Here is a 15,533-nt window from a genome sequence, read left to right on the forward strand (position 1 = left end):
GCGGCAGGATGCCGTTATGATACCCTAACCTCACGAAGTAAAAAAAAAGAACTTTGCCATGAAATTGAATGCTCGCCTGCAAACTGCGCAACAATCGACTAGTAATTCCCCCATCGTCCTGATCCACGGTCTTTTTGGTAGCCTTGATAATCTGGGAGTGCTGGCCCGCGACCTTGGGCAAGAGCATACCTTGCTGCAAATTGATCTTCGCAATCACGGATTATCACCACGCAGCCCTGAGATGAATTATGCCGCGATGGCGCAAGACGTGGTTGAAACGCTCGATGAATATGGTTTTGAGAAAGCCATTATTATTGGCCATTCCATGGGTGGCAAAGTGGCGATGGCGTTAACCGCCATTGCCCCTGAGCGCATCGAAAAATTAGTCCTGATTGATATCGCGCCTGTGGATTATCACGTCCGCCGCCATGATGAAATTTTCGCGGCAATTAATGCCGTCACTGATGCAGAAGTGAAAACTCGCCAACAGGCCGCAGCGGTGATGCGCGAACATATAGATGAAGAAGGCGTGATTCAGTTTTTGCTGAAGTCCTTTGCTGACGGTGAATGGAAATTCAATCTGCCGGTGTTGTGGGAACAATACGAAAATATTGTCGGCTGGCAAACTATCCCAACATGGAATGAGCCAGCATTGTTTATCCGGGGCGGCGCGTCTCCTTATGTTGACGAATCGCACCGTGAAACACTGCTTGCACAGTTTCCGCAGGCACGCGCTCATGTCGTTGCCGGTGCCGGGCACTGGGTTCATGCCGAAAAACCTGATGCTGTTTTGCGCGCAATCCATCGTTTTATCGACGGAACAGCAGCAAACTGATTAAAAACAAACCGACTGGCCGTTAGATGCGGCTAACGCGTTGGCGCGCAAGCCATGCTGATGTATGATTGCGCGCTAAAATGCGCCAGAGCACCCCGCTCCGTGCCACCTGAATTCCCTGTCAGTAGTCTAATCATGGCAAAAGAACAAACGGACCGTACTACATTAGATCTGTTCGCGGACGAGCGTCGCCCCGGGCGACCAAAAACTAATCCGCTCACGCGTGATGAGCAACTGCGTATCAACAAACGCAACCAGCTCAAGCGCGATAAAGTACGCGGCCTGAAGCGAGTGGAGTTAAAGCTCAATAACGATGCAGTAGATGCACTTAATCATCTGGCTGAAGCGCGCAATATCAGTCGTAGTGAGTTGATTGAAGAGATTTTACTCGCACAATTGAAGCAGCATCTCAGTTAATTTTTATGCTGTAGCCCAGAATGCGATGTTGCAGTCTGTGCACATCAGGGTGATAGCAGTTTCCGCAGCGCTTTGTGTTCTGCTATGATTGCCCTATCTGTGGCCGAATAGCAGCCACCATACCATTAAGTTTCAAGAGGTTATTTTACTCATGGCAATCGTAGGCATTTTTTTCGGCAGCGACACTGGTAACACCGAAAATATCGCGAAGATGATTCAAAAACAGCTCGGTAAAGACGTTGCTGAGGTGCATGACATTGCTAAGAGCAGCAAAGAAGACCTGGAAGGCTTCGATATCCTGCTTCTCGGCATTCCAACGTGGTATTACGGTGAAGCGCAATGCGACTGGGATGATTTCTTCCCGACGTTGGAAGAAGTTGATTTCAATGGCAAATTGGTCGCCCTTTTCGGCTGTGGCGACCAGGAAGACTACGCAGAATACTTCTGTGACGCATTAGGTACTATCCGCGATATTATTGAGCCGCGCGGTGCTGCTATCGTGGGTCACTGGCCAACTGCCGGTTACCATTTTGAAGCGTCTAAAGGTCTTGCTGACGACAATCACTTCGTGGGCCTGGCTATTGATGAAGATCGCCAACCAGAACTGACTGCACAACGCGTTCAACAATGGGTCAAACAGGTTTCTGAAGAGCTGAACCTGGCAGATATCCTCAACACTTGATGCTCGGTGTGACGCGGCTAGTGGGTCGCGTCACATTGATAGATTATTCCGATTAAAATAATCGCTACAAATTTTTAACTTTTCAGTTTGTCCCTGTACAATGACCTCCTGACTAACTAGCTAACAAGGCAAATAAATCGCGACTCAGCCGCCATTTTTTAGCTTGATTATGCATAATACTTGCGGTTCCCATTTAGAATTGACAGTTCTATAATGAGACGCATTCATCTTAACGCTCACCCTGAGTCCGAGCGATCCGTTAAGCAACAGGACAATTTCCGCATGACTGACAATAATACCGCATTAAAGAAGGCCGGCCTGAAAGTCACGCTTCCACGATTAAAAATCCTTGAAGTGTTGCAGGGTCCGGTGAACCACCACGTCAGTGCGGAAGACTTATATAAACGTCTGATTGATATGGGCGAAGAGATTGGTCTCGCCACCGTTTATCGTGTACTAAACCAGTTTGATGATGCAGGCATTGTTACTCGTCATAATTTCGAAGGCGGCAAATCCGTATTCGAGCTGACACAACAGCATCACCACGACCATTTGATTTGCCTGGACTGCGGCAAAGTTATTGAATTTAGTGATGATTCAATCGAAGCCCGTCAGCGTGAAATCGCATCACGCCATGGCATTCGTCTGACTAACCACAGCCTGTACCTTTATGGTCACTGCGCTGAAGGTGATTGCCGTACCGACGAAAATGCACACGAAATCAGCGAAAAATAATCCGCACATTTGACCACGCTAACCCGGTGGTCAGATATAAAAAAACCGGTGAGGAAGCTCACCGGTTTTTTTATTGGCTGAACGCGACAATTATTTATTGTTAGCGCGAATTTCTTGCCAGATTTTATCGCATTTAGCTTTAACGGCCTGGTCATTACCGGTACGAGTTGCCTGGATGCAGTTCTGGTAATCAAGAGTACGAACGCTCTCTTTCTGTGCGAACTCCTGGTGTTCCTTCTCTTGACTCAATACATTCAAAACGCTTTGGCACGCCTGAATTTTATCAGGATTCCCTTCGGCGGTATTGATACAGGCGCTATAAGCTTGTTTCAGCTTTGAATCCTCTGGTGCTGTTTTAGGCTGTGCACAGGCGCTCAAACCTAAAGCCATCACCGTAACCAAAATGATTTTTTTCATGCTCGATATCCTTAACAAAACCGGGCGCGTTAACGCCCGGAATCAAATCAGAAAATGGTAAACGGAGCGATGACGATGAACTTAACATCGCGCTCATCCTGGAAGATGTTGCCGTAACCACCGCCCCAGCTTGGGATGTCGGAGTGGTTGTCGTATTGAGTGAAGTGCAGTTTAAACAGTGTGCCTTTCGCACGGCCATCCTGAATGGTGTACAGCGCATCAAGGCTGTACGCAGATTCTTTCAGACGATTGTCGGCATCGTAGTAACCGTCAGTTGTTGGTTTAGAGCTTGGTTTAGCATCCCATGCGTAAACATAAGAAGCACCTACAGCCCAACCCGCCAGGTTCCAGTTGCTCAGGTCATACATAGCACCTGCGAACAATGATTTTTCACCGTTGGCGTTGAAGTCAGAACGGTTATCCCACCAGATATCCAGACGACCGTTAGAGGAGGCATAAGTTGGGGTCATACGTTGCAGGAAGTAACCCTGCTGGCCGTCTGCCTTAACAATGGTACCTTCAAGACGCATGTCAACCTGGCCCACTCTGTACCCGAAAGTCAAAGCCTGCAACCAGGCAGTACCGTCATACAGATCGTTGACACTGCCGTCGGAAACTTTGTCACGCGTGCCATAGAATTGATAGCTGGTTGATAACGGGCTGCCAGCCACGTCAAATTTGTAACTTGCTTTGGTGAAGTACTGATCGACATACCCCTGGGCCTGGCCGAATGCAGCTTCAAGAATCAGATTATTTTTGAAGTCATATTTCGCACCCAGCGAGTGTAGATAATCAACATTGGTGTTCTTATCGTTTTGATAGAACTTGTCCATTTCCAGGTGCCATGGAGCTTTGTACTCGTTGGTCCACATGTAGGAGAAGCTCAGCGCACCGGCGTCGGCGTAATCAAAGTTTGCCCCAGCTTCGGCCCCTTGATATGTACCAGGCATGAAGCTCCAGTGCGGCGCTAACAGTGTTTGACCGGTTGGCTGGATGTAACCTGCACGAGCCCAAACGGGACCGTATTTGAATTTAGCTGCGGCTTTATAAAGACTCACCCCGCTCTTATCGCCGGAGTAATCTTCATCGTAAGCTTTGTTTGAAGAGGAAAATGCGATTTCGTTCGGGTGGCCGCTGTTGCCATTTTCTGCCATTTCGATAGCAGTAAAGGCCGCGAGATCCAGACCAAACATGTCTGCAGCATAACCAGACTGGAAGTCCAGGTTGGCGTTCCATGTAGCGTGTGCGAGGTTAGTTTCGTATTTATCTGTGGTGACGTCTTTACGGTCACGCTCACGCTGCCAGTAATAAACACCACCGGTCAGTGTTGAATCATCAATAAAACCTGCTGCACTAGCCTGAGGGATGACAACCAGTCCTGAAAGAGCCGTAACACCTGCGATTGCAAGCGCCAGCGCACTACGTTTGCCACTAAACGTACGCATATAAAATTCCTCTTTGACGTATAAATAATCGCCGGACGTTAAAAGACGTCACTAAGCGAAAAAAGTAAAAATGCCTAACGGCTAAAGCGGTTATAAAAATTTTCCCGCATTACTGCTCACCACAAGACTATTTTTCGCGACGCGAATTATCAACGATTTTGTAAGAGTTCATTCCGATATTATGACAGAGAGCACATAATCTATGAGTATTTGTAACAAATGACGACTCAAGATGTTTATGCTGAATATTTAGGCTATTTACAGACAAAGCTCGAAATGAGAGCGCTCACACACCCAAACGAAGAATTTATTATGCTCTCAGATTGACCAAATGAAAGAAAAACGGGCGGGGTCTAAATAACATTAATTCGCATCGCGAATATGGAAAAATGGATACACAGGTGAATTTAACGCAAAAAAAACGCCGCTAATTGCGGCGTTTTTATAAGACGATTTCTTTTATTCGCCTATTTTAGCCCAGGTATCACGCAACCCAACGGTACGGTTAAATACCAGTTTTTCAGCGGTTGCATAACGGCTATCCAGGCAGAAATAACCTTCGCGCTCGAACTGATACGCTTTGCCTTTTTCTGCGTTTTGCAGACTCGGTTCCACGAAACCTTGCTTGATAACCAGAGACTCAGGGTTAATCGTTGCAAGGAAATCTTCCGCGCTACCAGGGTTCGCTACGCTGAACAGACGGTCATAAAGACGAATTTCAACAGGTAAAGCGTGTTCTGCGCTGACCCAATGAATGACGCCTTTTACTTTGCGGCCATCAGCCGGGTCTTTGCTCAAAGTGTCTGGATCATAGGAACAATGCAGCACGGTGATATTCCCTGCTTCATCTTTCTCTACGCGATCGGCTTTAATCACATATGAATTACGCAGACGGACTTCTTTGCCCAACACCAGACGCTTGTATTGCTTATTCGCTTCTTCACGGAAATCAGCACGATCAATGTAAATCTCACGGCTGAACGGCACCTGACGGCTACCCATCTCTGGCTTATTCGGATGGTTAGGCATGGTCACCATTTCAACTTCGCCCTGCGGGAAGTTTTCAATGATCACTTTCACCGGATCGAGCACGGCCATCGCACGCGGGGCGTTCTCGTTCAGGTCATCACGAATACAAGATTCCAAAGACGCCATTTCAACGGTGTTGTCTTGCTTGGTCACACCAATACGCTTGCAGAACTCGCGAATAGAAGCAGCCGTGTAACCACGACGACGCAGACCAGAAATGGTCGGCATACGTGGGTCATCCCACCCTTCTACAACCTTCTCCGTCACCAGCAGGTTCAGCTTACGCTTGGACATGATGGAATATTCGAGATTCAGGCGCGAGAACTCGTACTGACGTGGGTGCGCAGGAATCGTGATGTTATCCAACACCCAGTCGTACAGACGACGGTTGTCCTGGAATTCCAGCGTACACAAGGAGTGCGTAATACCTTCCAGCGCATCGGAAATGCAGTGGGTGAAGTCGTACATCGGGTAAATGCACCACTTGTTGCCGGTCTGGTGATGGTCGGCGAACTTAATGCGATAGATAACCGGATCGCGCATCACGATAAACGGCGAGGCCATGTCGATTTTCGCACGCAGGCACGCAGTCCCTTCGGCAAACTCACCGTTACGCATTTTCTCGAACAACGCGAGGTTTTCTTCAACGGTACGATCGCGGAATGGGCTGTTCTTCCCAGGCGAGGTCAATGAGCCACGATATTCACGGATTTGCTCTGGAGTCAGTTCATCAACATACGCCAGACCTTTATTGATCAGCTCAACCGCGTAGTTGAACAGCTGATCGAAATAATCGGAAGAGTAGCGCACATTGCCTGACCAATGAAAACCAAGCCATTCAACATCTTGTTTAATTGATTCTACGTATTCGATGTCTTCTTTTACCGGGTTTGTGTCATCGAAACGCAGGTTGCACTGGCCTTGATAATCTTGTGCGATACCAAAGTTCAGGCAGATAGATTTTGCATGACCGATATGCAGATAGCCGTTTGGCTCTGGCGGAAAACGGGTGCAAATGCTGTTGTGCTTACCATTAGCCAAATCTTCATCGATGATCTGGCGAATAAAGTTAGTTGGGCGGGCTTCAGCCTCACTCATCGCGGGTTCCTCAGTGCATAAACTTTCGTTAACGGCATATGATCTAATAAGCAGGCGTCGGAAACAACCTTTAGTTGCATAAATAAGGATGGGTGACTGGCGGGAAATGATTGAGTAAGTCAGGAAAAGGGCAATAAAAAAGCGGCTGGCGAAAAAGTCGCCAGCCGCTGAAGGCACAATCTAAGACTCAGGAGCGATTATTTGCCTTTAATTTCGTACAGAGGAGTCTGCCCCGCAACCACTGAACCTTGTGCCTGGATAACCAGACCGCTGTAGTCGTCAATGTTGCTGCAAACCACTGGGCTAATCATGGAGCGAGCATTTGCGTTCAGGAAATCAAGATCCATTTCCAGAATCGGCTGGCCTGCAACCACTTCAGCACCCTCTTCTACCAGACGGGTAAAGCCCTGGCCGTTCAGTGCTACGGTATCAATGCCCATATGGACAACGATCTCGGCACCTTTTTCGGTTTCCAGACAGAACGCGTGGTTGGTATTAAAGATTTTTACGATAGTACCCGCGGCTGGCGCGACAACAGTTTTCTCTGTTGGCTTAATAGCAACACCGTCACCTACCGCTTTGCTTGCAAAGGCTTCATCAGGAACCTGCTCAAGCGCAACGACATCACCCGTTACTGGTGAAACCAGCGCGGCGATAGTTACTGCGTTTGGCACAGCCTGTGGTTTTGTCGCAACGGCCGCTGGAGCAACAGCACTAACCGGTGCCGCAGCAGGAACATCACCGACTGTTTTCATCGCGTTAGCAATTTTCTCAGCCACAAAACCTACGATAATTTGCACGCTAGTTTTGTTCAGACGGATAACACCGGTTGCACCCAGACGTTTTGCCAACGCTTCATTAACCAATGAAGAGTCTTTCACGTTCAGACGCAGACGAGTGATACATGCATCAATACCGGTCAAGTTAGCTGAACCGCCTACCGCCGCAACGTACTGACGAGCCAGTTGAGAAACGTCCTGGTTGGTATTGCCGCTAACATTCACGTCCTGACCATCAGTTTCATCACCCGCAACCGCCAGTTCACGTCCTGGAGTTAACAGGTTGAACTTGGTGATAGTGAAACGGAACACAACGTAGTAGATAACGAAGAACACGAGGCCTTGTGGGATCAGCATCCACCAATGAGTCGCCAGCGGGTTACGGGAAGAAAGCACCATATCCACCAGACCCGCACTGAAGCCGAAACCTGCAATCCAATGCATGCTGGCTGCGATAAATACAGAGATACCGGTCAGCACTGCGTGAATCACATAAAGCACTGGAGCCACGAACATGAAGGAGAATTCCAACGGCTCGGTGATGCCTGTAAAGAAGGCAGCAAATGCACCCGCCATCATAATACCCAGTACTTTCGCTTTATTTTCAGGACGCGCACAGTGATAAATCGCCAGTGCAGCACCTGGAAGGCCGAACATCATGATTGGGAAGAAGCCAGCCTGATAACGACCAGTAATACCTACAATACCTGTACCTTCAGCGATAGATTTCGCGCCGCCGAGGAATTTAGGGATATCGTTGATACCAGCAACATCAAACCAGAATACAGAGTTCAGAGCATGATGCAGACCGACTGGAATCAACAGACGGTTGAAGAACGCGTAAACACCCGCGCCAATCGAACCCATCTTCTGAATGTGCTCACCAAAGTTCACCAGGCCGCCGAAGACGATTGGCCAGATAAACATCATGATGAATGCCACAGCGATCATGACAAAAGAGGTGATAATCGGCACCAGGCGACGCCCGCTGAAGAAGGACAACGCTTTCGGCAACTCAACGCTGCTGAAACGGTTGTACAACTCTGCGGAAATAATCCCGACCAGAATACCCACAAATTGGTTTTGAATTTTAGAGAACGCGAATGGAACCTGATCCAGCGGAATATGCTTGATCATGGAAACAGCCGCTGGTGAACACAGCGTTGTCAAAACCAGGAAACCGACAAAGCCGGTTAGTGCAGCAGCACCATCTTTATCTTTGGACATACCGTAAGCCACACCAATGGCAAACAGCACCCCCATATTATCAATAATTGCAGCACCAGATTTGATGAACAACGCAGCTAATGCGCTATCACCACCCCAGCTAACCGGGTCAATCCAGTAGCCAACACCCATTAATATAGCTGCGGCAGGTAAAGTGGCTACCGGCACCATAAGCGCACGGCCAACCTTTTGCATGTAACCTAGAATACTCACGTTAATTCCCCCTATGAGACCCCGTTAAGGCTCGTTCAAAGCAGTTTTATTATTGTTTAACAAACCTTGAAAGCATGACGATGATTCGCCAACTTTATGAGTGTGTGAAAAATTAATTCGTATCGCAAATTAAACACCCTTTTTTTGTGATTAAAATCACCAAATATTGTTATTGCACTCCCCTCTTGCTAGCTATCGACTAAAACTTATTTTATCATTCGAAAAATCAAGACAGATTGATCCCGTTATGGCCAGTTTGAAACTGGGTTACCCTTAGAGGGGTCGGATAATCAATCTGGCTAAAGTTGTTTTCTATTAACTTATGAGGTGAATGATGAGACTGATTCCCCTGGCTACCCCAGCTCAAGTTGGCAAATGGGCAGCACGCCATATCGTTAAGCGTATCAATGCGTTTAATCCGACTGCGGATCGCCCTTTTGTGCTGGGCCTGCCAACCGGCGGTACTCCTCTCGAAGCGTATAAAGCGCTGGTAGCGATGCACAAAGCGGGCCAGGTTAGCTTTAAAAACGTCGTCACCTTTAATATGGATGAATACGTTGGCCTGCCAAAAGAGCATCCAGAAAGCTACCACACTTTCATGCACCGTAATTTCTTTGACCACGTTGATATTCCAGCGGAAAACATCAACCTGTTAAACGGCAACGCCGACGATGTTGACGCAGAGTGCCGTCGTTATGAAGAAAAAATTCGTTCATACGGCAAAATTCACCTGTTTATGGGTGGCGTAGGCAATGACGGTCACATCGCGTTCAACGAACCTGCTTCTTCTCTGGCGTCCCGTACCCGCATCAAAACACTGACTCATGACACGCGTGTTGCGAACTCTCGTTTCTTTGATGGCGATGTGTCTCAGGTCCCTAAATTTGCGCTGACTGTCGGCGTGGGTACGCTGCTTGATGCAGAAGAAGTGATGATTCTGGTTATCGGTCATTTGAAAGCGCAGGCTCTGCAAGCGGCTGTTGAAGGCAACGTGAATCACATGTGGACCATTAGCTGTCTGCAACTGCACCCGAAAGCGGTGGTGGTGTGTGACGAGCCGTCCACCATGGAACTCAAAGTGAAGACGCTGAAGTACTTCAATGAGCTCGAAGCCGAAAACATTAAAGATATCTAAACCCAAAATTATTCGAGTTGCATGAAGGCGGCGACGCAGTGAATCCCCCGGAGCTTACTTGAGTAAGTGACTGAGGTGAGCGAGTAAAGCCAACGCATATGCAGCTCGAAAAATAAAGGGTTTAAGCATTAATTTTCACCGGGGGTAACTATGTTTGCATTAACTCACGGTCGGATTTATACCGGCCATGAAATTCTTGATGATCACGCGGTTATTATCGCGAACGGCCTGATTGAACGCGTCTGTTCGCGCTCAGATCTCCCTGCGGGTATTGAGATTCGCGATGTGGGCGGTGCAATCATCGCCCCCGGTTTTATTGATGTGCAGCTCAACGGCTGTGGCGGTGTGCAGTTCAACGATTCCGCCGATGCGGTGACCGTTGAAACGCTGGAAATCATGCAGAAAGCCAATGAACGTTCTGGTTGCACCAGCTACCTGCCGACGCTTATCACCAGCAGCGATGAGCTGATGAAGCAAGGCGTGAAAGTGATGCGCGACTATCTGGCGAAGTATCAGCACCAGGCACTCGGTCTGCATCTTGAAGGTCCATGGCTAAACATGGTGAAAAAAGGGACGCATAACCCAGGGTATGTGCGTAAACCTGACGCAGAACTGGTCGATTTCCTTTGTCAAAACGCAGATGTGATCACCAAAGTCACTTTGGCACCAGAAATGGTTGAACCTGAAGTGATTAGTAAACTGGTCGCTGCTGGCATTATCGTTTCTGCCGGCCATTCCAATGCGACAGCAAAAGAAGCCAAAATTGGTTTCCGCGCTGGCATTACCTTCGCAACCCACCTTTTCAACGCGATGCCATACATTACTGGCCGTGAACCGGGGCTTGCAGGTGCAATTTTTGATGAGCCAGATGTTTACTGCGGTATCATTGCCGACGGTTTACATGTGGACTATGCCAACATTCGTACGGCGAAAAAGGTTAAGGGCGATAAACTTTGCCTGGTCACCGATGCAACTGCTCCGGCAGGCGCGAATATCGATGAGTTCATTTTCGCAGGAAAAACAATATACTACCGTGATGGTTTATGTGTCGACGAGAACGGCACGCTGAGCGGTTCTGCCCTGACGATGATTGAAGGGGTTCGTAACCTGGTCGAGCATGCAGGCATCGCCTTAGACGAAGTCTTGCGTATGGCCACTCTCTACCCAGCCCGTGCAATGGGTGTTGAGCAACAATTAGGTACTATCGAAGCAGGTAAAGTCGCCAACCTCACGGCCTTTACCCGCGATTTTAAAATCACCAAGACATTCGTTAATGGTAACGAGGTCGTAACTGAGTAATTAAGGCATGACGACTGGCGGACAGGCTCAAATTGGTAATGTCGATCTGGTAAAGCAACTGAATAGTGCGGCGGTGTACCGTCTGATTGACCAACATGGGCCAATCTCCCGCATTCAGATTGCCGAGCAAAGCCAGCTTGCACCTGCCAGCGTCACAAAAATTACTCGCCAGCTAATTGAGCGCGGCTTGATCAAAGAAGTTGATCAACAGGCTTCCACCGGAGGCCGCCGCGCTATCTCAATTATCACTGAAACCCGAAATTTCCACGCCATTGGTGTTCGTCTTGGTCGCCATGACGCCACCATCACGCTATTTGACCTCAGCGCAAAACCGCTTGCCGAAGAGCATTACGCCCTTCCTGAACGTACTCAGGAAACACTTGAGCACGCGTTGCTCATGGCTATTTCTCAATTTATCGAGCAAAACCAGCGCAAAATGCGTGAGCTGATCGCCATCTCAGTGATACTGCCTGGTCTTGTCGATCCAGAAAGCGGCGTGATTCGTTACATGCCACATATCCAGGTTAATGACTGGTCGCTGGTCGATAGCCTTGAAAAACATTTCAAAGTGACCTGTTATGTAGGCCATGACATCCGTAGCCTCGCCCTTGCCGAGCACTACTTTGGTGCGACACACGACTGTGATGACTCCATTTTGGTGCGTGTTCACCGCGGTACAGGTGCTGGGATCTTATCGAATGGGCGAATTTTTATTGGCCGCAACGGGAACGTTGGTGAAATTGGCCATATTCAAGTTGATCCTCTAGGTGAACGCTGCCACTGCGGAAACTTCGGTTGCCTGGAAACCATTGCCGCCAACGCAGCAATTGAACATCGTGTACGTCACCTACTTGAACAGGGTTACAACAGCCGCCTGACGCTTGAATATTGCGATATCGCTGCTATATGCAAAGCCGCTAACAAAGGCGATCCTCTGGCTTGCGAAGTGATTGAACACGTTGGCCGTCATTTGGGTAAAGCCATTTCTATTGCGATTAACTTGTTCAACCCGCAAAAAGTGGTGATTGCCGGGGAAATCATCGAAGCCGAGAAAGTGCTTTTGCCTGCTATTGAAGGCTGCATCAATACTCAGGTACTGAAAGCGTTTCGTAAAAACCTGCCTGTTGTACGCTCCAAACTCGATGACCGATCAGCCATTGGCGCGTTTGCGTTGGTGAAACGCTCGATGCTTAATGGCGTGCTGCTGCAGCGTTTGCTGGAAAGTTAGCCCAATAAGCCCCCTTTTTACGCTATAGTTACGCCTTCTTTTCAGGTGAGCCCGAGTAGTCAATGACCATTCAGAATGTAATTTGTGATATTGACGGCGTGCTAATGCACGACAACGCCGCCGTACCAGGTGCTAATGAATTTTTAGCACGCATCATGGAAAAAGGGATGCCGCTGGTCCTGCTGACCAACTATCCGTCGCAAACCGGCCAGGACCTGGCCAACCGCTTTGCCTCTGCCGGAATTAATGTGCCTGACAGCGTTTTCTATACCTCAGCGATGGCAACCGCCGATTTCCTGCGCCGTCAGGAAGGGAAAAAAGCCTACGTGGTGGGCGAAGGTGCGTTGATTCACGAGCTATATAAAGCCGGCTTCACCATCACTGACATCAACCCTGATTTTGTTATCGTCGGTGAAACCCGTTCCTATAACTGGGAAATGATGCATAAGGCCGCCTATTTTGTGGCAAACGGTGCGCGTTTTATTGCTACCAATCCGGACACTCACGGCCGCGGTTACTATCCCGCCTGTGGTGCGCTGTGTGCGGGTATCGAAAAAATTTCTGGCCGTAAGCCCTTTGTCGTGGGCAAACCAAGCCCGTGGATAATCCGCGCCGCGCTCAACAAGATGCAGGCCCATTCCGAACACACAGTGATTGTTGGCGATAACCTGCGTACAGATATTCTCGCTGGATTCCAGGCGGGTTTAGAAACGATTCTGGTGCTGTCTGGGGTTTCGACTTTAAACGACATAGATGCAATGCCATTCCGCCCTTCCTGGATTTACCCGTCAGTGGCTGAAGTCGATATCATTTAATTCGTCATTCGCCCGGGTTTCGCCGGGCGTTTTACCGATTCAACAATCTTTTCCCCTCTCACTGAATGCCAACCAGGTGATTTTACCAAAAATTACCGATCCGCTAATTATCACGCTCATTTCCTCATCATTTTTCAGTAATCAACAATCGTCATTGAACTATTTACCCCTGAAAGACTAAAGGACTTGCATTCCCGTCAATGATTGCGCATTTTCATAATCATGCAACGCAACATAACAGTTTAATGGCTCAAAGAAGCATTACGGAGAGAGTTCTATGTGTTCAATTTTTGGTGTTCTGGATATCAAGACCGATGCGGTCGAATTGCGTAAAAAAGCGCTCGAGTTATCTCGCCTGATGCGCCACCGCGGCCCTGACTGGTCAGGTGTTTATGCTAACGAAAAAGCCATACTTGTTCACGAACGTCTCTCTATAGTTGACGTTAATGCCGGCGCTCAGCCGCTATACAACAAAGCAAAAACTCACGCATTAGCTGTGAACGGTGAAATCTACAACCACCAGGCTCTGCGCGCAGAATACGGTGACCGTTACGAATTCCAGACAGGCTCAGACTGTGAAGTGATCCTCGCGCTGTATGAAGAGAAAGGCCCGGAGTTCCTCGACGATCTGCAAGGCATGTTCGCCTTCATTCTGTATGACGAAGCGCAGGATGCATACCTGATTGGCCGTGATCATATCGGCATCATCCCGTTGTATATGGGTTATGACGAGCACGGCAACATGTATGTTGCATCTGAAATGAAAGCCCTGGTTCCGGTCTGCCGCACCATTAAAGAGTTCCCTGCAGGCAGCTACCTGTGGAGCAAAGACGGTGAAATCCGCAGCTATTACCAGCGTGACTGGTTCGAATACGATGCAGTAAAAGATAACGTTACCGACAAGAATGAATTGCGTCAGGCGCTGGAAGATTCCGTGAAAAGCCATCTGATGTCTGACGTGCCGTACGGCGTGTTGCTGTCTGGTGGTCTGGATTCATCCGTTATTTCTGCTATCACCAAGAAATTTGCTGCTCGTCGTGTAGAAGATGAAGAGCGTTCTGAAGCCTGGTGGCCACAGTTGCACTCCTTTGCGGTCGGTCTGGTCGGTTCCCCTGACCTGAAAGCGGCACAAGAAGTAGCAAACCACCTGGGTACAGTTCACCACGAAATTCATTTCACGGTGCAAGAAGGCCTGGATGCGATTCGCGATGTTATCTATCACATTGAAACCTACGATGTGACGACCATTCGCGCCTCCACTCCGATGTATTTGATGTCACGCAAAATCAAAGCAATGGGCATCAAAATGGTGCTGTCTGGTGAAGGTTCCGATGAAGTGTTTGGCGGCTACCTGTACTTCCATAAAGCGCCAAACGACAAAGAACTGCATGAAGAGACAGTTCGTAAGCTGCAAGCGCTGCATATGTTTGACTGTGCCCGTGCGAACAAAGCGATGTCTGCCTGGGGCGTTGAAGCTCGCGTGCCGTTCCTGGACAAAAAATTCCTGGATGTGGCAATGCGTATCAACCCGAAAGACAAAATGTGCGGCAACGGTAAGATGGAAAAACATATCCTGCGTGAATGTTTTGAATCCTATCTGCCAGCAAGCGTTGCATGGCGTCAGAAAGAGCAATTCTCTGATGGTGTAGGTTACAGCTGGATTGACACCCTGAAAGAAGTGGCTGCGGGCCAGGTGACCGATCAACAGCTGGAAACGGCTAGCTATCGTTTCCCTTACAACACGCCAGGCTCTAAAGAAGCCTATTTGTATCGCGAGATCTTCGAAGAGTTGTTCCCGCTGCCAAGCGCTGCGCAGTGTGTTCCAGGTGGCCCGTCCGTTGCTTGTTCTTCTGCTAAGGCCATTGAATGGGATGAAGCGTTCAAAACCATGAATGATCCATCAGGTCGTGCCGTCGGTGTACACCAGTCTGCTTATAAATAAGTGAACAATTTTAACCACACGGGCCTGCGGGCCCGTTTTTATTTCTATATTATTCCTCACCCCTGTTCGGGGTTTTTCACTAAATAAAACTACGAAATAACCGATAATTGACGAATATTGCACCAAGCTGTTCGGAAGCTGGTCAAACAGACAATTTCAGCCACTTTTCGGGAAAAAATTTGTTGACGCTAGAAGTCCAACTACGCATAATGCGCCCCGCAACGCCGATAAGGTGAC

At 48.6% G+C, this 15,533-nt stretch carries 13 protein-coding genes; 9 read left to right on the forward strand and 4 right to left on the reverse strand.

What is annotated here, in order from left to right:
* The first annotated feature begins 58 nt into the window (after positions 1–58).
* From ybfF to fur, 4 genes are all read left to right on the forward strand, one after another.
* Positions 59–835, forward strand: coding sequence for an esterase (gene ybfF / locus RHD99_RS17560; protein ID WP_309875572.1), 777 nt, complete (start codon positions 59–61; stop codon positions 833–835).
* A 135-nt stretch (positions 836–970) separates the two neighbouring features.
* Positions 971–1,252 (forward strand): LexA regulated protein, encoded by a 282-nt coding sequence (ybfE, locus tag RHD99_RS17565; protein WP_121814107.1) that lies wholly within the window; start codon positions 971–973, stop codon positions 1,250–1,252.
* 151 nt (positions 1,253–1,403) lie between these two features.
* On the forward strand, positions 1,404–1,934 hold the full coding sequence (fldA, locus tag RHD99_RS17570) for a flavodoxin FldA (protein WP_309875573.1): 531 nt from the start codon (positions 1,404–1,406) through the stop codon (positions 1,932–1,934).
* Positions 1,935–2,216: 282 nt separating this feature from the next.
* On the forward strand, positions 2,217–2,669 hold the full coding sequence (gene fur / locus RHD99_RS17575; protein WP_034456677.1) for a ferric iron uptake transcriptional regulator: 453 nt from the start codon (positions 2,217–2,219) through the stop codon (positions 2,667–2,669).
* Between the two features lie 90 nt (positions 2,670–2,759).
* Here fur and chiQ read toward each other — a convergent pair whose 3' ends face one another.
* From chiQ to nagE, 4 genes are all read right to left on the reverse strand, one after another.
* Positions 2,760–3,086, reverse strand: coding sequence for a ChiQ/YbfN family lipoprotein (gene chiQ, locus RHD99_RS17580; protein ID WP_270139763.1), 327 nt, complete (start codon positions 3,084–3,086; stop codon positions 2,760–2,762).
* A gap of 47 nt (positions 3,087–3,133) precedes the next feature.
* Positions 3,134–4,531: a chitoporin ChiP gene (gene chiP, locus RHD99_RS17585; protein ID WP_309875574.1), complete on the reverse strand. Its 1,398-nt coding sequence runs from the start codon at positions 4,529–4,531 to the stop codon at positions 3,134–3,136.
* Positions 4,532–4,990: 459 nt separating this feature from the next.
* Positions 4,991–6,658 carry a glutamine--tRNA ligase gene (gene glnS, locus RHD99_RS17590; RefSeq protein WP_309875576.1) on the reverse strand — a complete coding sequence of 556 codons (1,668 nt, stop codon included), beginning with the start codon at positions 6,656–6,658 and terminating at the stop codon, positions 4,991–4,993.
* Positions 6,659–6,855: 197 nt separating this feature from the next.
* A complete protein-coding gene (nagE, locus tag RHD99_RS17595; RefSeq protein WP_309875578.1) occupies positions 6,856–8,877 on the reverse strand; it encodes an N-acetylglucosamine-specific PTS transporter subunit IIBC in 2,022 nt (673 codons plus the stop codon).
* 334 nt (positions 8,878–9,211) lie between these two features.
* On the opposite strand from nagE, the gene nagB reads away from it, so the two are divergent.
* From nagB to asnB, 5 genes are all read left to right on the forward strand, one after another.
* Positions 9,212–10,012: a glucosamine-6-phosphate deaminase gene (nagB, locus tag RHD99_RS17600; RefSeq protein ID WP_309875580.1), complete on the forward strand. Its 801-nt coding sequence runs from the start codon at positions 9,212–9,214 to the stop codon at positions 10,010–10,012.
* A 150-nt stretch (positions 10,013–10,162) separates the two neighbouring features.
* Positions 10,163–11,311 (forward strand): N-acetylglucosamine-6-phosphate deacetylase, encoded by a 1,149-nt coding sequence (nagA, locus tag RHD99_RS17605; protein WP_183271116.1) that lies wholly within the window; start codon positions 10,163–10,165, stop codon positions 11,309–11,311.
* 7 nt (positions 11,312–11,318) lie between these two features.
* Positions 11,319–12,539 (forward strand): DNA-binding transcriptional regulator NagC, encoded by a 1,221-nt coding sequence (gene nagC / locus RHD99_RS17610; RefSeq protein ID WP_309875582.1) that lies wholly within the window; start codon positions 11,319–11,321, stop codon positions 12,537–12,539.
* 62 nt (positions 12,540–12,601) lie between these two features.
* Positions 12,602–13,354 (forward strand): HAD-IIA family hydrolase, encoded by a 753-nt coding sequence (locus tag RHD99_RS17615; RefSeq protein ID WP_183271118.1) that lies wholly within the window; start codon positions 12,602–12,604, stop codon positions 13,352–13,354.
* Between the two features lie 277 nt (positions 13,355–13,631).
* Positions 13,632–15,296 carry an asparagine synthase B gene (gene asnB, locus RHD99_RS17620; RefSeq protein ID WP_309875584.1) on the forward strand — a complete coding sequence of 555 codons (1,665 nt, stop codon included), beginning with the start codon at positions 13,632–13,634 and terminating at the stop codon, positions 15,294–15,296.
* Positions 15,297–15,533: the final 237 nt, after the last annotated feature.

Source organism: Buttiauxella selenatireducens (genome assembly GCF_031432975.1).
In the GTDB taxonomy this organism is placed as follows: Bacteria; Pseudomonadota; Gammaproteobacteria; order Enterobacterales; family Enterobacteriaceae; genus Buttiauxella; species Buttiauxella selenatireducens.

Excerpts from the sequence above, each read along its gene's own strand:
- fur (WP_034456677.1), top strand. The coding sequence starts at position 2,217 with ATGACTGACAATAATACCGCATTAAAGAAGGCCGGCCTGAAAGTCACG.
- nagC (WP_309875582.1), top strand. The coding sequence starts at position 11,319 with ATGACGACTGGCGGACAGGCTCAAATTGGTAATGTCGATCTGGTAAAG.
- nagA (WP_183271116.1), top strand. The coding sequence starts at position 10,163 with ATGTTTGCATTAACTCACGGTCGGATTTATACCGGCCATGAAATTCTT.
- chiQ (WP_270139763.1), bottom strand. The coding sequence starts at position 3,086 with ATGAAAAAAATCATTTTGGTTACGGTGATGGCTTTAGGTTTGAGCGCC.
- fldA (WP_309875573.1), top strand. The coding sequence starts at position 1,404 with ATGGCAATCGTAGGCATTTTTTTCGGCAGCGACACTGGTAACACCGAA.
- ybfF (WP_309875572.1), top strand. The coding sequence starts at position 59 with ATGAAATTGAATGCTCGCCTGCAAACTGCGCAACAATCGACTAGTAAT.
- nagB (WP_309875580.1), top strand. The coding sequence starts at position 9,212 with ATGAGACTGATTCCCCTGGCTACCCCAGCTCAAGTTGGCAAATGGGCA.
- RHD99_RS17615 (WP_183271118.1), top strand. The coding sequence starts at position 12,602 with ATGACCATTCAGAATGTAATTTGTGATATTGACGGCGTGCTAATGCAC.
- ybfE (WP_121814107.1), top strand. The coding sequence starts at position 971 with ATGGCAAAAGAACAAACGGACCGTACTACATTAGATCTGTTCGCGGAC.
- asnB (WP_309875584.1), top strand. The coding sequence starts at position 13,632 with ATGTGTTCAATTTTTGGTGTTCTGGATATCAAGACCGATGCGGTCGAA.
- chiP (WP_309875574.1), bottom strand. The coding sequence starts at position 4,531 with ATGCGTACGTTTAGTGGCAAACGTAGTGCGCTGGCGCTTGCAATCGCA.
- glnS (WP_309875576.1), bottom strand. The coding sequence starts at position 6,658 with ATGAGTGAGGCTGAAGCCCGCCCAACTAACTTTATTCGCCAGATCATC.